Genomic DNA, 19,619 nt, shown 5'->3' with positions numbered 1-19,619 from the left:
AATCAGGAGACACGCATGAATGCCCCGCATCCGTCCGCCCCCCTCGACGCCCACGCTCCGGCCTGGGTCCGGCATGCTGCGCTGAAAGACTGGGTGGGCGCCATGGCGGCGCTGACCCGGCCCGACCGGATCGTCTGGTGCGATGGGTCGCAGCAGGAATACGACCGGCTCTGCCAGGTCATGGTCGAAGCGGGCACCCTGCGGCGGCTGAACCCTGAAAAACGGCCCGACTCCTATCTGGCCTGGTCCGATCCGGGGGACGTGGCGCGGGTCGAGGACCGCACGTTCATCTGCGCCGAGCACCAGGAGGATGCCGGTCCGACCAACAATTGGGCTCCGCCCGGCGAGATGCGCGCCACGCTTCGGACCCTGTTCCAGGGCTGCATGCGGGGACGGACTCTGTACGTCGTGCCGTTTTCGATGGGTCCGCTGGGTTCGCCCCTGGCGCAGATCGGCATCGAGCTGACCGATTCGCCCTATGTCGTGGTCAGCATGCGCATCATGACCCGCATGGGCCGCGAGGTATACGACGTGCTGGGCGAGACGGGCAGCTACGTGCCCTGCATGCATACCGTGGGCAAGCCTTTGCAGCCGGGCGAGGCCGATGTCCCCTGGCCCTGCAATGAAACCAAGTACATCGTCCATTTTCCCGAGTCGCGGGAGATCTGGTCCTACGGCTCGGGCTATGGCGGCAACGCCCTGCTGGGCAAGAAATGCCTGGCCCTGCGCATCGCCTCGAACATGGGCCGCGACCAGGGCTGGCTGGCCGAGCACATGCTGATTCTCGGCGTCACTTCGCCCGAGGGCCGCAAGATGCACATCGCGGCCGCCTTTCCTTCGGCGTGCGGCAAGACGAACTTCGCCATGATGATCCCGCCGGCTGCGCTGTCGGACTGGAAGATCACCACGATTGGCGACGACATCGCCTGGCTGCGTCCCGGTCCCGATGGCCGGCTGCATGCCATCAACCCGGAAGCCGGATATTTCGGTGTGGCGCCGGGCACCAACGAGAAGACCAACTACAACTGCATGGCCTCGCTCCGGGAGCGCGTGATCTTCACCAATGTTGCCCTGACCGACGATGGCGACGTCTGGTGGGAAGGCATGGGGCCCGCCCCCGCGCACTGCCTCGACTGGCAGGGCCGCGACTGGACGCCCGATTGCGGCCGCAAGGCGGCCCATCCCAATGCCCGCTTCACCGTCTCGGCCGTGCAGAATCCCGCCATTGATCCGGACTGGGATCATCCGGACGGCGTGACGATCGATGCCTTCCTGGTAGGAGGGCGCCGCATCGACACCGTGCCGCTGGTGACCGAGGCGCGTACCTGGACCGAGGGAGTCTATCTGGCCGCCACGCTGGGTTCTCAGACCACGGCGGCGGCCATGGGCGCACAGGGCGTGGTGCGCCGTGATCCTTTCGCCATGCTGCCTTTCTGCGGATATAACATGGGCGACTATTTCGCCCATTGGCTGGAACTGGGGCAACAGTTGCAGGCCCAGGGGGGTGTCCTGCCCCGTTTCTTCGCGGTGAACTGGTTCCAGACCGATGACGAAGGCCGTTTCGTCTGGCCGGGTTTCGGCGAGAACATGCGCGTGCTGAAGTGGATGCTGGATCGGATCGAGGACCGCGTCCCGGGCCAGGAGACGCCCCTGGGCCGGACGCCGCGCTTCCAGGAACTGTGCTGGGATGGCCTGGACTTCGAGCCGGCCCGCTTCGAGCGCCTGACCCGCGTCGATTCCCGGGCCTGGCGCGACGAACTGGCCGAGCATCAGGCGTTTTTCGACCGCCTGGGTCCCCGTCTGCCCGCACCTCTGCGCAGCCGCTGGGCTCAGTTGTCGGCCGATCTGGGCTGATTCCGTCCGGTCCGGACGGACGGCGCCGAAACCCTGTTAGAATTCCAGAGGCGGGCCCCTTCGCATGGTTCGGCGGTGAACCTGGTCAGGTCGGGAACGAAGCAGCCACAGCCGCGCGGAACCAGTGCCGAAGTCAGGCTCGCCTTTCCTTTTCCCCCTCCAGGGCGGCCTCTATGAGCTATCTCGTCTTGGCGCGCAAATGGCGCCCCCGTTCCTTCGATACGCTGATTGGACAGGATCACGTGGTGCGGGCCCTGACCCATGCGCTGTCGTCCGGCCGCCTGCATCATGCCTGGCTGTTCACCGGCACGCGCGGCGTGGGCAAGACCACCTTGTCGCGCATCCTGGCCAAATCCCTGAATTGCGCCCAAGGCATCACCGCCACGCCTTGCGGCCATTGCCAGGCCTGCACCGAGATCGATGCGGGCCGTTACGTGGACTACATCGAGCTCGACGCCGCCTCGAACCGGGGCGTCGACGAAATGACCCAGTTGCTGGAACAGGCGGTCTATGCGCCGTCGTCCGGCCGCTTCAAGGTCTACATGATCGACGAAGTCCACATGCTGACCGGGCATGCGTTCAACGCCATGCTGAAGACGCTCGAAGAACCGCCCGAGCACGTCAAATTCATCCTCGCGACCACCGACCCGCAAAAAATACCGGTCACGGTGCTGTCGCGCTGTCTGCAATTCAATCTGAAACAGATGACGGTGCCCGCCATCGTCGATCACCTGCAGGACATCCTGGCGCAGGAATCCGTGCCGGCGGACCCTCAGGGGCTGCGCCTGCTCGCCCAGGCGGCAGCCGGTTCGATGCGCGATGCCTTGTCCCTGACGGACCAGGCCATCTCCTTTTCGGCGGGCGACCTGACGGCCGCCGCCGTAGGCGAAATGCTGGGCACGCTGGACCAGAGCCATCTGCTGCATCTGCTGCAGGCCCTGGCGGCCGCCGACGCGCCCGGCATCCTGGCCGTGGCCGACGATCTGGCTGCGCGCGGCCTGTCGTTCCAGGCGGCGCTGGGGGACCTGGCCGTGCTGCTGTCACGGGTGGCCATCGCCCAGCGCCTGGGCCATGCTCAGGCTGACGACCCCCTGGCCGAAGACATCACCGCCCTGGCGGGTGCTCTGACGCCGGACGACGTGCAGTTGTTCTACGCCGTGGCGGTGCACAGCCGCCATGAACTGGCCCTGGCGCCCGACGAACAGGCGGGCTTCGTCATGGCCTGCCTGCGCATGCTGGCCCTGCTGCCGGAAGGTCGCGTGCCGCCCGTGGCGATGGGGTCGCCGCCGGTCGCCCAGGCGGATGCGCCGCGCTCGACTGCAGCGACTGCAGCCGCGTTGCCCGTGGTGGCGGCGCAGCCGGTGGCCGAAGCCGCCAGACCGTCCGTGCCGGTCGAACCGCCCGCCGCCGTGCCTGCACCTGCCGCTCGGGCCCCGGTCCGGGCCGAGGCCCTCCCGTCCATCGAACCGCCTGCCTGGGAATCCGCGCCTGAGGATGCTCCGGTTGCAAGTCCAGCTGCGTCCGAACCGGTCCAGGCCGTCGCGGCACCCGTGCCTGCGGTCGCTGCGCCGGTTGCCGCGTCTCCCCGACCGCCGGTCCCCACGCCCGAACCGGACCCGGCACCGCATCCCGATCCGATCCCGGACCCTGATCCGGCGCCGCCCGTGCCTCCCGACGAGGCTGCGTCCGCCTCGGACGACTGGACCGACGCCGTTCCGGACGATCTGCCTGATGACCTGGTCGAGTCCTTCGACGCCGCTGTCTCCCTGGACGATCTGGGGATGGATGTGGACGCGTCCGGAGCCATCGCCGGTCTGTCCGCCAGACCGTCCGTGCCGGCGCCCGAAACCCCCGAGCCCGGCCGGATGACGGCCCAGAACTGGCCGGTGGTGGCTGCCGGCCTGCCGGTCGGCGGCGCCGCCCGGGCGCTGGCGATGAACAGCGAATGGCTGTCCGGCGACGAGCATCGAATCCGCCTGCGGGTGGCGATCCACACCTATGCGGACGGTGGCGGCCATGACCGGTTGCGCACGGTGCTGTCCGAATACTTCGGCCGCGTGCTGCGCCTCGATGTCGAGTACGGCGCGACCGGCGACGATACCGCCCATGCCGTCGATCAGGCCGAACGCGGCCGGCGCCAGCAGGCCGCCGAGCAGGCGGTCGAGCAGGACGAACTGGTTCTGGCGCTGGCGCAGCGCTTTGCCGCCCGCGTGGTGCCGGGCTCGGTCCGCCCGCCTGCGGTATAGTCCCACGTTTGAAAATCCACTGAATATCCCTACCGAATCAGGACACTGCCATGATGAAAGGTCAGATCGCCGGGCTGATGCGCCAGGCCCAGCAGATGCAGGAAAACATGAAGAAGGCCCAGGACGCTCTGGCCGACCTGATGGTCGAGGGTGCTGCGGGCGGCGGCCTGGTCAAGGTCACCATGAGCTGCAAGTACGACGTCAAGCGCGTGACCATCGATCCGTCGCTGTTCGACGACGATCGCGACATGATCGAGGATCTGGTCGCGGCGGCTTTCAATGATGCCCAGCGCAAGGCCGAAGCCACCTCCCAGGAAAAGATGTCCGCCGTGACGGCCGGCCTGTCCCTGCCGCCGGGCATGAAGCTGCCGTTCTGAGACGGTCGCCGATCCGCCCGACATGAATCGGCTGTCCTGAAATGGCCACCGGCCTGCCCGAACCGGAACCGCTGCGTGCCCTGATCGATGCGTTGCGGGGGCTGCCCGGCGTGGGCGTGCGTACCGCCCGGCGCATGGCGTATCACTTGCTGCAGCACGATCCGGACGGCGCGTTGCGCCTGGGCGATGCACTGCGCGATGCGGTCGGCGGGCTGTGCCACTGCGAGCGCTGCAACTCCTTTTCCCAGACGCCGCTGTGCGCCACCTGCGAGAACCCGGATCGCGATCCGTCCGTGCTGTGCGTCGTCGAGACGCCGGCCGACCAGAACATGATCGAGGCCAGCCACGGCTACCAGGGCCTGTACTACGTGCTGATGGGCCGGTTGGCGCCGTTGGAGGGTGTCGGGCCGGATCAGGTCCGGTTCGCCCCTTTGCGCGACCGGGTCCGGGACGGGCAGGTCCGCGAGGTCATCCTGGCCACCAATTTCACCGCCGAGGGCGAGACCACGGCCTACTACCTGGCCGAGATGCTGCGCGAGTGCGGCGTCAAGGTCACCCGGCTGGCACGCGGCGTGCCCAGCGGCAGTGAACTGGAATACGTCGACGCCGGCACGATCGCCTGGGCCCTGATGGAACGCCGGCCCAACTGAGCGGCATGGGGCCGTCCGCCGGACCGGGATCCAGAGATTTCGTTGTCCCGTCTTCAGCGCACGGTCTGCACAGGTCCGGATGCCTCACTGCGTTATCATCGAATCTTCAAGCGCAGAGACGTCGCATCACTACCAGGAGACAAGCCATCATGTCGATTTCACGTCGTGAACTGCTCAAGACCGCAGGTGCTGCAGGACTGCTGGGCGCGGTGCCCGGACTGTCCTTCGCGCAGAACCTGGCCGCCCCGCTCGAAAAGAAGGCCCTGACCATCGCCGTCGGCGGTCAGCCGCTGATCTACTACCTGCCGCTGTCGGTCGCGCACCTGAAGGGCTACTTCAAGGCAGAAGGCCTGGACGTCACCATCGCTGATTTTGCCGGCGGATCAAAGGCCTTGCAGGCCGTGGTGGGCGGCAGCGCCGACGTGGTCTCCGGCGCCTTCGAGCACACCATCAATCTGCAGGCCAAGGGCCAGTTCTACCGCTGCTTCGTCCTGCAGGGCCGGGCGCCCATGATCGTGCTGGGCGTGTCCAGGAAAACCATGGCCGGCTATCAGTCGCCCGCCGACCTGAAGGGCAAGAAGGTCGGCGTCACGGCGCCGGGGTCCTCGACCAATATGATGGTCAGCTTCTTTCTGGCGCAGCACGGGCTCAAGCCCACCGACGTGTCCTTCATCGGTGTGGGCGCGGGTGCCGGGGCGGTCACGGCCCTGCGTTCCGGTCAGATCGACGCCATCGCCAATCTGGACCCCGTGATCAGCACCCTGGTCAAGGAAGACGCCATCCACATCATCGCCGACACCCGCGCGCTGAACGACGCGCAGAAGATATTCGGTGGCAACATGCCGTCGGGCTGCCTGTACACGGCCCAGGCCTTCATCGATGCGAATCCCAATACCACGCAGGCGTTGGCCAACGCCATGGTGCGGGCCGACAAGTGGATCCAGGCCTCGTCCGTGGATGACATCGCCAAACTGGTGCCGGAATCCTATCTGCTGGGCGACCCGGATTTGTACAAGCTGGCGCTCAAGGGCAACCGCGAAGGCCTGTCGCCCGATGGCCTGGTGCCGGAGGACGGCCCGAAGACGGCGCTCAACGCGCTGGCCGAATTCGTGCCGAACTTCGACCGCACGGCGATCGACGTTTCCCGCATCTGGACCAACCAGTTCGCCGCCAAGGCCAACCAGACCTACCCCCATGCCTGATCGGCGCACGCACCCGGTCGAGGGCGGGGTGGATGCGCCCGCCCTGCGGCTGGATCGGGTCACCTGCACCTTCACTTCGCCTGACGGCACGCCGTACACGGCCATGCGCGACGCCACCCTGACGGTGGCGCCCGGTGAATTCGTCTCGGTCGTCGGCCCCACGGGCTGCGGCAAATCCACGCTGCTGAACATGGCGGCCGGTTTGCTGCGCCCCACGTCCGGCGCGGTCCAGGTGTTCGGCCAGGCGCTGCATGGTGTCAATGCGCGGGCGGGCTACATGTTCCAGGGCGAGGCCCTGATGCCCTGGCGCAACGCCCAGGCCAACGTGTCCGCCGGTCTGGAGTTTGCGGGGGTGTCCGCCGCCGAAACCGCCGAACGCAGCCGCGAATGGCTGCGCCGGGTCGGCCTGGGAGGTTTCGAGAACCGCTATCCGCACCAGATGTCGGGCGGCATGCGCAAGCGCGTCATGCTGGCCCAGACGCTGATCCGTGATCCCGACCTCATCCTGATGGACGAGCCGTTCTCGGCGCTGGACATTCAGACCCGCCAACTGATGGAAAACGAGGTCCTGGATCTGTGGATGGCCCGGCGCAAGGCCGTGCTGTTCATCACCCACGACCTGGACGAGGCCATCGCCATGAGCGACCGCGTGGTGGTGCTGTCGGCCGGCCCCGAGACCCGCCCGATCGGGGAATTCGTCATCGACATTCCGCGCCCGCGCGACGTGGCCGAAGTCCGCATGCAGCCCCGCTTCGTCGAACTGCACCAGGCCATCTGGGCGGTGCTGCGCGACGAAGTCCTGAAGGGCTACGAACGGCAACGGCGCGCCTGATGGCCGGCCCGCGAATCCCTGTCGACCCGAGCCACCCACCGGAGCGCCCGCCACGATGAAATCCAACCTGTCCAAACCCGTGCTGCGCGTGTTGCAACTGGCGTTGCTGGCCACCATTTTGCTGGTCTGGCATTGGGCTTCGCTGAACCGTAACGTGGCGTTCTTCTTTGGCCGACCCCTGGAAGTCGCCCAGGTCGTCTGGGCCTGGTTCGTCACCGACGCCGGGATCTACCGCCATCTGTGGATCACCCTGTCCGAAACCGTGCTGGCCTTCGTCATCGGGACGATCGGCGGCCTGGGCTTCGGCCTGTGGCTGGGCCTGTCGCGCGGCGCCAGTGCGCTGCTCGAACCCTACGTCACGGCGGCCAACTCCATGCCGCGCGTCATCCTGGCGCCGATCTTCGGCATGTGGTTCGGCCTGGGCATCTGGTCCAAGGTCGCTCTGGCCGTGACGCTGGTGTTCTTCATCGTCTTTTTCAACGTCTACCGGGGTGTGCGCGAGGTCAGCCCGACCCTGCTGGACAATGCCCGCATGCTGGGCGCCAGCCGCCGTCAGCTTCTGCGCCACGTCTACATCCCCTCGGCCACCAGTTGGGTGTTCTCCAGCCTGCACACGTCCGTGGGCCTGGCCTTCGTGGGTGCGGTGGTGGGCGAATACCTGGGCTCGGCGGCCGGGGTCGGATATCTGATCCTGCAGGCCGAGGGCACGCTGGACGTCAACACCGTGTTCGCCGGCATCGTCGTGCTGACGGTGTTCGCGCTGCTGCTGGACGGCATCGTGTCGCTGGCGGAACGCCGCCTGCTGGTCTGGCAGCCCGGGCCGGGAGAGGCGGGGAAAACCTGAGGAACGCGGCGGCTCGGTCCGAGGCTGTCGCCGCGCCTCAGGCGCCGGTCTGGCTCAGCAGCGCGTCCAGCTTGATCGCGTCGGCGGTGAAAATGCGAATGCCCTCGGCCAGTTTTTCGGTAGCCATGGCATCTTCGTTCAGGTTCGTGCGGAAGGCGACCTCGTTGCTGGCGATCCATTCCGGCGCGTCCGCCTTGGCGGTGGTCGCCGACAGGCGGGGTTCCAGGGGCGCGTCCGAGGCGGCCAGTTCACCCAGCAGGGCGGGGCTGATCGTCAGCAGGTCGCAGCCCGCCAGGGCGCGGATCTGGCCGATGTTGCGGAAACTGGCCCCCATCACCTGGGTGGGGATGTCGTAGGCCTTGAAGTAGCGGTAGATGCGCGCCACGGACTGCACGCCGGGATCGTTGGATTCGGCGTTCGCCGCTTCGTCCCAATCGGCGCCAGCAGCCTTTTTGTACCAGTCGTAGATGCGGCCCACGAAGGGCGAGATCAGGGTCACCTTGGCCTGGGCGCAGGCGATTGCCTGGGTCAGGGAGAACAGCAGCGTCAGGTTGCAGCGGATGTCTTCAGCCTGCAGCGTGCGGGCGGCCTGGATGCCTTCCCAGGTCGAAGCCAGCTTGATCAGCACGCGCTCGCGCGGGATGCCCTCGGCCTCGTACAGAGAGATGATCTGCCGGGCGCGCTCGATGCTGGCCTGGGTGTCAAAGGACAGCCGGGCGTCGACTTCGGTCGAGACGCGGCCGGGCACGATGGACAGGATTTCGCGGCCAAAGGCCACCAGCAGGCGGTCGACCTGTTCGGTCAGCGGGGCCTTGGGGTGGTCGCGCAGCACCCGGTCCAGCAGGGGACGGTAGGCGGGCTGGCCCACGGCCTTGAGGATCAGCGAGGGGTTGGTGGTGGCGTCCGTCGGCCGGTAGGCCCGCATGGTTTCGAAGTCCCCGGTGTCGGCCACGACGGTCGTCAGTGTGCGCAGGGCGTCCAGTTGAGTGCTCATGAGGGCGGTGATCCAGTCAGACAGGGTTGCGAGACCCCTACTGTAGACCATTTCCCGGCGGGGACGGGCAGGGTGCCGGAGGCCGCGCCGGCCGGGGCATCCGACGGGATTCCCAGGAAATATTCGGGGTAACCCTTGCTCCGCTGTATAATAGGAAGGTTTGAATATCGACTTTTAGAGTCCCCTGAATCTGCACGGGGATTCTTCCTAACCGGGGTTCCATTTTGCTGCCGTCAATCTTTCCCGAGGGGTCCGCAGGACTCGCACCAGCAATTCTCGCCTTGGCTGACGGGACCGTATTCAGAGGCGTTTCGATCGGCGCCGACGGGACCAGCGTGGCCGAAATCGTCTTTAACACGGCCATGACCGGCTACCAGGAGATCCTGACCGATCCCAGCTATAGCGGCCAGATCGTCACCCTGACCTATCCCCACATCGGCAATACCGGCGTCAATCTCGAGGATGTCGAATCCAGCCAGGTGCACGCCGCCGGTCTGGTGGTGCGCGACTGTCCGGCGCTGATGTCCAATTTCCGCGCCACCCAGTCGCTGCCCGACTACCTGAAATCCCAGGGCATCGTGGCGATCTCGGGCGTGGATACCCGCAAGCTGACCCGCATCCTGCGTGAACGTGGCGCCCAGGGCGCCTGCATCCTGGTGGGCGAAGACGCTGACCGTGCCGTCGAACTGGCGCGCGGTTTTGGCGGCATGGAAGGCCAGGACCTGGCCCTGAAAGTCACCACCAAGCAGCCGGGCCCCTGGGTGCAAGGCACCTGGCAGTTGGACAGCGGCTATACCCATCAGGACCAGGGGCAATACCACGTCATCGCCTATGACTACGGCATCAAGTCCAACATCCTGCGTCTGCTGGCCGATCGCGGCTGCCGCATCACCCTGGTGCCGGCCCTCACGCCTGTGGCCGACATTCTGGCTCAGGCACCCGACGGCGTGTTCCTGTCCAACGGCCCCGGCGACCCGGCGGCCTGCGATTATGCCGCCGAAACCTGCCGTGCCGTGCTGGATCGCGGCATCCCCCTGTTCGGCATCTGCCTGGGCCAGCAGGTTCTGGGCCTGACGTTGGGCGGGCGCACGATCAAGATGAAAACCGGCCACCACGGCGCCAATCACCCGGTCCAGGATCTGGATACCGGCCGGGTGTTCATCACCAGCCAGAATCACGGCTTCACTGTGGACGGCGACAGCCTGCCGGCCAACGCCCGTGTCACGCACGTGTCCTTGTTCGACGGCACCCTGCAGGGCTTCGAGCTGACCGACCGTCCGGCCTTCTGCTTCCAGGGCCACCCTGAAGCCAGCCCTGGCCCGCACGACATCCAGGTGCTGTTCGACAAGTTCATCGACCTGATGGCGCAGCACAAAGCCCAGTCGTCCAAATAAAAAGAGCCCGCCTCCCATGCCCAAGCGTTCAGACATCAAAAGCATTCTCATCATCGGGGCCGGTCCGATCATCATCGGTCAGGCCTGCGAATTCGACTATTCCGGCGCCCAGGCCTGCAAGGCCCTGAAGGCCGACGGGTTCCGCACCATCCTGGTCAACAGCAATCCGGCGACCATCATGACGGACCCGGAAACGGCCGACGTCACCTACATCGAACCGATCACCTGGCAGGCCCTGGAAAAGATCATCGAGATCGAAAAGCCTGATGCCGTCCTGCCCACCATGGGGGGGCAGACGGCGCTGAACTGCGCGCTGGACCTGGACCGTCACGGCGTGCTGGCCAAGCATGGGGTGGAACTGATCGGTGCCAATGCCCACGCCATCGAAAAGGCCGAGGACCGCCAGAAGTTCAAGGACGCGATGACCTCCATCGGTCTGGAATCGGCCAAGTCCGGTGTCGCCCACAGCATGGACGAAGCCTGGGCCGTGCAAAAGCGCATCGCGGCCGAACTGGGCACGTCCGGTTTCCCCTCCGTGATCCGTCCCAGCTTCACGCTGGGCGGCACGGGCGGCGGCATTGCCTACAACGCCGAGGAATTCGAGACCATCTGCCGTCGCGGCCTCGAGGCCTCTCCAACCAATGAGCTCCTGATCGAGGAATCCCTGCTGGGCTGGAAGGAATTCGAGATGGAAGTCGTGCGCGACAGCGCCGACAACTGCATCATCGTGTGCGCCATCGAAAACCTGGACCCCATGGGCGTGCACACCGGCGACTCGATCACCGTCGCGCCCGCGCAGACGCTGACCGACAAGGAATACCAGATCATGCGCAACGCGTCGATCGCGGTGTTGCGCGAGATCGGCGTGGATACGGGCGGCTCCAACGTCCAGTTCGCGGTCAATCCGGCCAACGGCCGCATGATCGTGATCGAAATGAATCCGCGCGTGTCGCGTTCCTCGGCGCTGGCCTCCAAGGCCACGGGTTTCCCCATCGCCAAGGTCGCGGCCCGCCTGGCCGTGGGCTACACGCTGGACGAACTGCGCAACGAGATCACCGGCGGCGCGACCCCGGCCTCGTTCGAGCCGGCCATCGACTACGTGGTCACCAAAGTGCCGCGTTTCGCCTTCGAGAAATTCCCCCAGGCCGACTCGCGCCTGACGACCCAGATGAAGGCCGTGGGCGAGGTCATGGCCATCGGCCGCACCTTCCAGGAATCCTTCCAGAAGGCTCTGCGCGGCCTGGAGGTCGGCGTCGACGGCCTGAACCAGAAGACCACCGACCGCGAGCGTCTGCAGATCGAACTGGGCGAACCCGGCCCGGAACGTATCTGGTACGTGGGTGACGCCTTTGCCCAGGGCTTTTCCCTGGAAGAAGTCCACCACCTGACCAAGATCGACCCCTGGTTCCTGGCGCAGATCAAGGAAATCGTCGACATCGAACTGGCGCTGGAACAGCGCACCCTGTCCGAACTCGACGACGGCACCATGCGCGAACTCAAGCGGCGCGGGTTTTCGGACCGCCGTCTGGCGTTCCTGCTGGATACCACCGAGGCCGAAGTCCGCAAGCTGCGCCACCAGATGAACGTGCGCCCGGTCTACAAGCGCGTCGATACCTGCGCAGCCGAATTCGCCACCACCACGGCCTATCTGTATTCGACCTACGAGGACGAGGACGAGGCCGCGCCGACCGATCGCAAGAAGATCATCGTGCTGGGCGGCGGACCCAATCGCATCGGCCAGGGCATCGAATTCGACTACTGCTGCGTGCACGCGGCCCTGGCCCTGCGCGAGGACGGTTTCGAGACCATCATGGTCAACTGCAACCCGGAGACCGTGTCCACCGACTACGACACCTCCGATCGCCTGTACTTCGAACCGCTGACGCTCGAAGACGTGCTGGAAATCGTCCACAAGGAAAACCCGGCCGGCGTCATCGTCCAGTACGGCGGCCAGACCCCGCTGAAACTCGCCCGTGCCCTGGAAGCCAACGGCGTGCCCATCATCGGCACCAGCCCCGACTCGATCGACGTGGCCGAAGACCGTGAACGCTTCCAGAAGCTGCTGACCAAGCTGGGCCTGCGCCAGCCGGCCAACCGCACCGCCCGTGCCGAAAGCGAGGCCCTGGCCCTGGCCGGCGAGATCGGCTACCCCCTGGTGGTGCGCCCCAGCTACGTGCTGGGCGGGCGCGCCATGGAAATCGTGCACGAACCGCAAGACCTGGAGCGCTACATGCGCGAAGCGGTCAAGGTCAGCAATGATTCTCCGGTCCTGCTGGATCACTTCCTGAACAACGCCACCGAAGTCGACGTGGACTGTCTGGCCGACGGCGAACAGGTCATCATCGGCGGCGTGATGGAACACATCGAACAGGCCGGCGTGCACTCGGGCGATTCCGCCTGCAGCCTGCCGCCGTACTCGCTGTCGCCCGAGATCGTGGCCGAGATCGAGCGCCAGACGGCCCTGATGGCCCGCGCCCTGAACGTCAAGGGCCTGATGAACGTGCAGTTCGCCATTCAGGACGGCGACGTCTACGTGCTGGAAGTCAATCCGCGCGCCTCGCGTACCGTGCCCTACGTCTCCAAGGCCACCGGCCGCCAACTGGCCAAGATCGCCGCGCGCATCATGGCTGGCCGCACCCTGGCCGCCCAGGGGGTGTCCTCGATCCCGGCGCCGGCGCGCTATTGCGTCAAGGAAGCCGTGTTCCCCTTCGTCAAGTTCCCCGGCGTGGACACCATCCTGGGACCGGAAATGAAGTCCACGGGCGAAGTCATGGGCGTGGGCGATTCTTTTGGCGAAGCCTTCGTCAAGTCCCAGATCGCCGCCGGCGCCTGGCTGCCGGAGTCCGGCCGCGTGTTCATCAGCGTGCGCGACCAGGACAAGTCGCGCGCCGTTGAAGTCGCTCGTGGCCTGGCCGCGCTGGGCTTCCAGTTGGTTGCCACGCGCGGCACGGCGGCCGTGATCGAGGCCGCCGGTCTGGCGGTCCAGGTCGTGAACAAGGTCACCGAAGGCCGTCCCAACATCGTCGACATGATCAAGAACGGCGAAATCGCCATGGTCATCAACACGGTCGAGGAACGCCGCAACGCCATCGCCGACTCGCGCGCCATCCGCACGCAGTCGCTGGCCAACCGCGTGACCTTCTTCACCACCATCGCGGGCGCGCGCGCCGCCGTCGAGGGCCTGCAGTACCTGCGTCATGGCGGCGGACTGAAGGTCTACTCGCTGCAGGCCATGCACGCGGCCTGAGCGGCCTGGCGCGCAGTCTCCGGCGGGAGATTGCGCGCCCCCTTCGTCAGACCATTCTGTCGCGCGGAGCGCTCAGGTTGCACCGTGCCGTTGCGGCGCCGAGAGATCAAGGCCCGCTGCCGAGCTATTGATGGCATTTTTCAATCATTTGGGTAGGTTTTATGGATTTGGGTGATGTTTTCCAGACAGTCGCGCTGACGGCTTGCAATCGCATGCTGCCTGGGCAGACGCCGATGAAAAGTGCAGTGTGCGGTGGTCTTGCCGTGGTAGGCCATGTGGCGGGCGATCTGGCGCAGCCGGTCATTGCCCGTTCTCTTGGCGGGGTGTTGGTCAGCATCAGCCAACGCGGTCAGGATCTGGCTGTGGCGGAAGGCGCGGACGAGGCGGCAGAAGAACAGCCCGAAGGGTTGCAGACGGTGCTCAAAGAGATCGGCAGCGGTTGGGTGGGCCAGGAATTGGCCAAGACGCCGTGCGACATCGCGGCCGCCACCCTTCCGAAACCGCTCTCGACGGCCGCCGGCCTGGCCTGCGAGACCGTGGCCAGCTATACGGCGGGCAAGGTGCTGCCTGGCGTCGTTGAGGCCTATCTGGAGCATTTCCATCCCCCGCTGCAGGCCTGATCAGCGCTTCGGCTTCTGATTTGCGTCCAGGTGGAACCTCAGGCGCGTGCCGGTCACTTACAGGAAGATGCCGTGGGCGGGCGTAGTCCCTCACGGTCTGGATGAACGAGCATGGCGAGGAGAACTCAATGACCATCGATATTTCCGCAGGGCGTTTCGGCCCGGTTTCCTTGGGGACCCAGGATGTGCAGAGCATCCGGCAGGCCACGAGTCGAGACAGCATCGGCAGTGTCTTTTCCCGCACCTGGGACAAGGTCGCAGACTGGTTTTGCAGTACGAACCGGACGGAAGCCAAGAAATGCCTGTACGACCTCTACTCCGAGGCGACGCCCCATGACCAGAAGATCGAGAGCTTCCATGCCTTGAAAGAGATGGCCGGCGCCAACTATCAGAGCCGTTTCCAGATTGAGGAGAACGAAGAGGGCGTGCGCTACACCCTGGACTTGTCCGAGGAGCAGTGCCCGAGCTTTTCCCTGAGCTTCCAGAAACTGCCGGTGAACCGCGAGAGGCTGGAGCGCGAACTGAACCGCAGCGATTACTGGGGTCACAATGGGGTTGGCTCTGCGCGGGATCAGGTCAAGGCGGACATCTGCCGTGCCAGCTACTCCGTGTCGGGGATCTCGCTGCCCGAGGGCACGCCCGATGAAAGAATGAGGCATTTCGATGAGGCGCTCGGAGCGCTCGGGGTGACCGCCAGTCAGCGCGAGGCGGTCATGGAAGTATGCAATCAGTCGGTGCAAGGAAACTTCCTTCAAGCGTCCATCGCCATGGTGCCGGGTGGGCAAAGCGTACGCTACGACGTGCGGATGGAAGAGGGGGAGTTGCGTGTCCAGGCCATTTGCATCAAGGATATCGACATGAGCGAGTCCGATGACCGGAATGACCTGGATCAGCGCCAGGGCAAGCTGGATATCATCCTCGCGGAGGGCGACCATCCCTTCTACAAATCGCAGGAAATGCGGCTGGATCTGCGGATCGTGGATGGCACCCCGCGCGCCGTGATCGACATTGTCGGAGCCCAGCACCTGGTCAGCCGGGACAATGACACGGTCCAGTAAGACGGCATTTCTCGAACCGGACGCGGCCTCTTGCTCCTTGCCCGGGCGCCGCGTCTTCATCACGGGCGCCAGCAGCGGCATCGGCGCCGCCCTGGCGCGCCGGTATGCGGCGCGGGGCTGTGAACTGGGCCTGGTCGGCCGCCGCCTGGATGCTTTGCAAGGCCTGTGCCGCAGCCTGCCTGGGCAGGGACATCGGATCTACGCGCTGGACGTGCGCGATCGCGTGGCCCTGCATGTGGCGGCGCGGGATTTCCTGGACAGCGGCCCGGTCGACCTGGTCATCGCCAGCGCCGGCATCAGCGCCGGCACCCTGACCGACGCGCCCGAGGATCACACGGTTTTCCAGGCCATTTTCGACACCAACGTCCTGTCCATGGTGACGACCTTCGAGCCCTTCGTCGCGCCGATGCGCGCGCGAGGGCGGGGCACGCTGGTGGGCATCGGCAGCGTGGCGGGGGTGCGCGGCCTGCCGGGTGCAGGCGCCTACAGCGCCTCGAAAGCAGCCGTGCGCGCGTATTGCGAAAGCCTGCGGGTCGAACTGCACGGCAGCGGCGTGCGCGTCGTGACGGTGGCGCCGGGGTTCATCGCCACGCCCATGACGGCACGCAATCCCTATCGCATGCCCTTTCTGATGCCTGTCGATCGTTTTGCCGAGCAGGCCGTGCGGGCCATCGACGCCGGCGTGTCCTACCGTGTCATTCCCTGGCCCATGGCCTGGGTGGCGCGCTTGCTGCGCCTCGTGCCCGATGCGCTGTACGATGCGGTGGCAGCACGGCGCAAGCGCAAACCCAGAATGGGCGAACATCCGTAAAATCCGGTCATGGCACAGAAACCGAACTCCCGGTCGGCGCCCGTTTCGCGCGACACGGATCGCTCACAGGCGGCGATCCTGAAAGCCGCTCGCGACGAATTCAGCGAACACGGCTTTGCCGGCGGACGCGTGGATCGCATCGCGGAACGCGCCGGCGTGAACAAGCGCCTGATCTACTACTATTTCGGCAACAAGGACGATCTGTTCCTGTCCGTCCTTGAAAACGCTTATGCGGACATCCGCCAGGCCGAGCAGGGGCTGCATCTGGATGCGCTTGAGCCCATCGAGGCCCTGCGCACACTCGTCACTTTCACCTGGCATTACTTTCTGGCGCACCCGGAGTTTTTGTCCCTGCTGGCCAGCGAGAACCTCTCGCGCGCCAGCCATCTGAAGCAGTCGGGCAAGATCCGCGAAATGCATTCTCCGCTGGTCCGACTGCTCGACGGGCTGCTCGAACGCGGGCGGGCGGACGGCCTGTTCCGCGCGGGGATCGACCCCGTCCAGCTTTACATTTCCATCGCCTCCCTCGGTTTTTTCTACTTGGCCAACAACGACACCCTGTCGGTGATCTTCGGGCGTGATCTGCGCGCGACCGAGGCCCTCGATGAACGCCTGTCGCACATGACGGACCTGGTCGTCGGTTACGCGATCAGCGAGCCGCCGGACGGCGGCCAGCCTGCGTCCAGGCGTGCCGTAAGAACCTCCTGAGAACCTCCTAGGGATATCCCTAGCGGGTGTCATCATTGACACTTGAATCAGGCCGCACCCATAATTCACCAATCAGTGAATTGAGAAAAACGACAGGTGCGGCGCACCGGAATTCCGGCGTGCGGCATTGCAGGAGACCTGAATGTTGCGCAAGCTGTTGTTGTCCCCGGCCCTGCGGCCGCTCCTGCTGGTGCTGTTCCTGCTGGTACTTTGGGATCTGACCATCCGGGTCTTCAGCATCCCCGCGTATCTCATCCCGCCGCCCGGCAAGGTCCTGGTTCAACTCGTCGAGCAGTGGCCCATGCTGCTGACAGAAAGCTGGTTCACGACCGAGGCGACCATCTGGGGCTTTCTGCTGTCCATCGTGGTTGGCGTGCCTATCGCCATGGTGATCGCCTATTCCCGTCTCGTGGAATCCTACGTCTACCCCTTGCTGGTGTTCTCGCAAAGTGTGCCCAAGGTGGCGATTGCGCCGCTGTTCGTCGTGTGGTTCGGCTTCGGCATCCTGCCCAAGATCATCACGGCCTTTCTGCTGGGTTTCTTCCCCATCGTGGTGTCCACCGTCATGGGCTTCAAGTCGGTCGAGTCCGACATGCTCGACCTGGCGCGCTCCATGGGGGCGAGCCGTCTGCAGACCTTTTTCAAGATCAGCCTGCCGGCGGCCCTGCCCGCCATGTTCAGCGGCCTGAAAGTCTCGGTCACGCTGGCCGTCGTCGGCGCGGTGGTGGGCGAGTTCGTCGGTTCGAATTCGGGCATCGGTTATGTCCTGCAGGTCGCCAACGGCAATTTCGATCTGCCCTTGATGTTCGCGGGGCTGGTATTGCTTTCGATCATCGGCGTGCTGCTGTTCGCGGTCGTCGATCTGATCGAGCGCATGATGATTCCCTGGCACGCTTCACAGCGCTAGGGGCCTGATTTCATTGCACAACAAGGGCCGTCAGTGCCCGAAGGAGACATGCATGATACGCCGCGATTTGCTCAAAGCCGGGGTCGGCCTGGCGCTGGCCGCCACGATGCTGGGCGCCACGCCCGCCCAGGCGCAGGACAAGCCCAAGGATGACGTGACGCTGATGCTGAACTGGTATCTGTACAGCGAGCACGCACCGTTCTTCCTGGGCAAGAAGCTGGGTTACTACGCCGAAGAAGGCATCAACCTGGACATCCAGGAAGGCCGGGGCTCGGCCGTGACCGCGCAGGCGGTCGCCGCCAAGTCCGTGAACTTCGGCTACATCGACGTCACCACCATGATCAAGGCGGCCGCCAAGGGTGCGCCGCTGATCTCGACCGGCGTCCTGTTCCAGGTCAGCCCGATGTCCGTCATGGGCTTCGAAGAGAAAGGCATCAAGACTCCGCAGGACATCGTCGGCAAGACGGTCGCAGTCACGCCGGGCGATTCGATGTCGCAGATGTGGCCGATCTTCCTCAAGGCCAACAAGATCGATCCCGCACAGATCAAGATCGTCTCGGGCGACGCCCAGACCAAGCTCAATGCGGTCATGACGGGTCGCGCCGACATGCTGCTGGGCTACGTCATGGACCAGGCCATCAAACTGCAGGACGCCACCGGCAAGCCGGTGCATCCGATCCGTTTCGCCGATTCCGGCGTCAACCAGATCAGCTCGGGCATCATCGTCAACAAGGACTGGCTGGCTGAGCATGGCGATCTGACGCGTCGCTTCATGCGCGCTTCCACACGCGCCGTCGAGGCGGCGGAAAAAGATCCGCAGGCCGCCGTGGACGCCATGCTGGAAGCCAAGCCCAAGGCCGGCGTGTCCGATACCCTGCTGGTCGGTCTGAAGCGCAGCATCGAGCTCTACCACACCCCGGAAACCAAAGGCCAGCCGCCGTTTCGCGTCGCCATGGACAACGTGGACAAGTCGCTGGACCTGCTGGTCGAGTTCGGCGGGGTGGAGCCGGCGCAGCGCGGCAAACCTGCCGACTACGTGACCCTGGACTATCTCCCCAAGAACTGAAGCCGTACTGGAAGCGCCCATGTCTGACGACATCCTCATCGAAGCCGCTGGCGTCACCAAGGTCTACCAGACCCGGGACGGCGCCGTCGAGTCCCTGAAACCGCTGGACTTCAGCATCCGCAAGGGCGAGTTCGTATCCGTCGTCGGGCCTTCGGGCTGCGGCAAGAGCACCTTGCTGAAGATGGTCGCCGGCCTGCTGCCCCTCACCGAGGGGCGGCTGATGCTGTCGGGGCAACCCATTTCGGGGCCGCGCAAGGACGTGGGCATCGTCTTCCAGAGTGCTGTTCTGCTGGCTTGGCGCAGCGTGCTGGACAACATTCTGCTGCAGGCCGAAATGCGCCGCATGCCGATGGGGCCGGCACGCGAACGCGCACTTCAACTCATGGAAATGGCCGGCCTGTCCGGTTTCGAGGGCAAGTACCCCTGGCAGCTTTCGGGGGGCATGCAGCAGCGCGCCTCGATCTGCCGGGCGCTGCTGCACGATCCGGCGCTGTTGCTGATGGACGAGCCTTTCGGGGCGCTCGATGCCATGACGCGCGAAAAGATGAACCTCGAACTGCAGCGGATCTGGGCCGAGTCCCGCAAGACGGTCCTGCTGATCACGCACAGCATTCCCGAGGCGATCTTTCTGTCGGACCGGGTCCTCGTCATGAGCGAGCGGCCCGGCTCCATCGCGGCGGTCTACGACATCGATCTGCCGCGCATGCGTTCGCTGGACGTCATGGGCTCGCCCGAGTTCGCAAAGTACGCCAAGCAGATTCGTGCGCACTTCTTTTCCGAAGGCATCCTGGACCACTAAGGTCTGTTTG

17 protein-coding genes and 1 other RNA gene are annotated in these 19,619 nt (G+C 65.5%); 17 read left to right on the top strand and 1 reads right to left on the bottom strand.

What is annotated here, in order from left to right; all coding sequences use genetic code 11:
• The first annotated feature begins 15 nt into the window (after nt 1-15).
• From WA983_RS10430 to WA983_RS10395, 8 genes are all read left to right on the top strand, one after another.
• Complete coding sequence (locus tag WA983_RS10430) at nt 16-1,854, top strand: phosphoenolpyruvate carboxykinase (GTP) (RefSeq protein WP_424249453.1); 1,839 nt, start codon at nt 16-18, stop codon at nt 1,852-1,854.
• 49 nt (nt 1,855-1,903) lie between these two features.
• Nucleotides 1,904-2,001: signal recognition particle sRNA small type (gene ffs, locus WA983_RS10425), an RNA gene on the top strand.
• A gap of 26 nt (nt 2,002-2,027) precedes the next feature.
• Nucleotides 2,028-4,100, top strand: coding sequence for a DNA polymerase III subunit gamma/tau (dnaX, locus tag WA983_RS10420; RefSeq protein ID WP_424249451.1), 2,073 nt, complete (start codon nt 2,028-2,030; stop codon nt 4,098-4,100).
• A gap of 50 nt (nt 4,101-4,150) precedes the next feature.
• Complete coding sequence (locus tag WA983_RS10415; protein ID WP_424249450.1) at nt 4,151-4,477, top strand: YbaB/EbfC family nucleoid-associated protein; 327 nt, start codon at nt 4,151-4,153, stop codon at nt 4,475-4,477.
• Between the two features lie 41 nt (nt 4,478-4,518).
• On the top strand, nt 4,519-5,127 hold the full coding sequence (gene recR / locus WA983_RS10410) for a recombination mediator RecR (RefSeq protein ID WP_424249448.1): 609 nt from the start codon (nt 4,519-4,521) through the stop codon (nt 5,125-5,127).
• A 149-nt stretch (nt 5,128-5,276) separates the two neighbouring features.
• The gene (locus WA983_RS10405; RefSeq protein ID WP_424249446.1) at nt 5,277-6,329 is read left to right on the top strand and encodes an ABC transporter substrate-binding protein; all 1,053 of its coding nucleotides are present in this window, start codon (nt 5,277-5,279) and stop codon (nt 6,327-6,329) included.
• Nucleotides 6,322-7,161 carry an ABC transporter ATP-binding protein gene (locus WA983_RS10400; protein ID WP_424249444.1) on the top strand — a complete coding sequence of 280 codons (840 nt, stop codon included), beginning with the start codon at nt 6,322-6,324 and terminating at the stop codon, nt 7,159-7,161. Before WA983_RS10405 ends, WA983_RS10400 begins: the two co-directional genes overlap by 8 nt.
• Nucleotides 7,162-7,216: 55 nt before the next feature.
• Complete coding sequence (locus tag WA983_RS10395; RefSeq protein ID WP_424249442.1) at nt 7,217-8,005, top strand: ABC transporter permease; 789 nt, start codon at nt 7,217-7,219, stop codon at nt 8,003-8,005.
• Between the two features lie 37 nt (nt 8,006-8,042).
• Here the strand turns inward: WA983_RS10395 and tal are convergent, their stop codons facing one another.
• Nucleotides 8,043-8,999, bottom strand: coding sequence for a transaldolase (gene tal, locus WA983_RS10390; RefSeq protein WP_424249440.1), 957 nt, complete (start codon nt 8,997-8,999; stop codon nt 8,043-8,045).
• 224 nt (nt 9,000-9,223) lie between these two features.
• Between tal and carA the strand changes: the two genes are divergently transcribed.
• The 9 genes from carA (at nt 9,224) to WA983_RS10345 (ending at nt 19,609) form a co-directional block, all read left to right on the top strand.
• The gene (carA, locus tag WA983_RS10385; RefSeq protein WP_424249438.1) at nt 9,224-10,393 is read left to right on the top strand and encodes a glutamine-hydrolyzing carbamoyl-phosphate synthase small subunit; all 1,170 of its coding nucleotides are present in this window, start codon (nt 9,224-9,226) and stop codon (nt 10,391-10,393) included.
• Nucleotides 10,394-10,409: 16 nt separating this feature from the next.
• Nucleotides 10,410-13,640, top strand: a complete 3,231-nt coding sequence (carB, locus tag WA983_RS10380; protein ID WP_424249437.1) for a carbamoyl-phosphate synthase large subunit — start codon at nt 10,410-10,412, stop codon at nt 13,638-13,640.
• Nucleotides 13,641-13,801: 161 nt separating this feature from the next.
• The gene (locus tag WA983_RS10375; protein ID WP_424249435.1) at nt 13,802-14,260 is read left to right on the top strand and encodes a hypothetical protein; all 459 of its coding nucleotides are present in this window, start codon (nt 13,802-13,804) and stop codon (nt 14,258-14,260) included.
• 128 nt (nt 14,261-14,388) lie between these two features.
• Entirely contained in the window at nt 14,389-15,318 is a 930-nt protein-coding gene (locus WA983_RS10370) for a hypothetical protein (protein ID WP_424249434.1), read from the top strand.
• On the top strand, nt 15,302-16,129 hold the full coding sequence (locus tag WA983_RS10365; RefSeq protein ID WP_424249432.1) for an SDR family oxidoreductase: 828 nt from the start codon (nt 15,302-15,304) through the stop codon (nt 16,127-16,129). The genes WA983_RS10370 and WA983_RS10365 overlap by 17 nt, the downstream gene beginning before the upstream one ends.
• 9 nt (nt 16,130-16,138) lie before the next feature.
• The gene (locus WA983_RS10360; protein WP_424249430.1) at nt 16,139-16,837 is read left to right on the top strand and encodes a TetR/AcrR family transcriptional regulator; all 699 of its coding nucleotides are present in this window, start codon (nt 16,139-16,141) and stop codon (nt 16,835-16,837) included.
• A 142-nt stretch (nt 16,838-16,979) separates the two neighbouring features.
• The gene (locus WA983_RS10355; RefSeq protein ID WP_424249428.1) at nt 16,980-17,744 is read left to right on the top strand and encodes an ABC transporter permease; all 765 of its coding nucleotides are present in this window, start codon (nt 16,980-16,982) and stop codon (nt 17,742-17,744) included.
• A gap of 52 nt (nt 17,745-17,796) precedes the next feature.
• The gene (locus WA983_RS10350; RefSeq protein ID WP_424249426.1) at nt 17,797-18,810 is read left to right on the top strand and encodes an ABC transporter substrate-binding protein; all 1,014 of its coding nucleotides are present in this window, start codon (nt 17,797-17,799) and stop codon (nt 18,808-18,810) included.
• Between the two features lie 19 nt (nt 18,811-18,829).
• Nucleotides 18,830-19,609 (top strand): ABC transporter ATP-binding protein, encoded by a 780-nt coding sequence (locus WA983_RS10345; RefSeq protein ID WP_424249424.1) that lies wholly within the window; start codon nt 18,830-18,832, stop codon nt 19,607-19,609.
• Nucleotides 19,610-19,619: the final 10 nt, after the last annotated feature.

This window comes from Castellaniella sp. (assembly GCF_049650445.1).
Taxonomy (GTDB): domain Bacteria; phylum Pseudomonadota; class Gammaproteobacteria; order Burkholderiales; family Burkholderiaceae_B; genus Castellaniella.
This window is presented reverse-complemented; position numbering and strand designations above follow the sequence as displayed.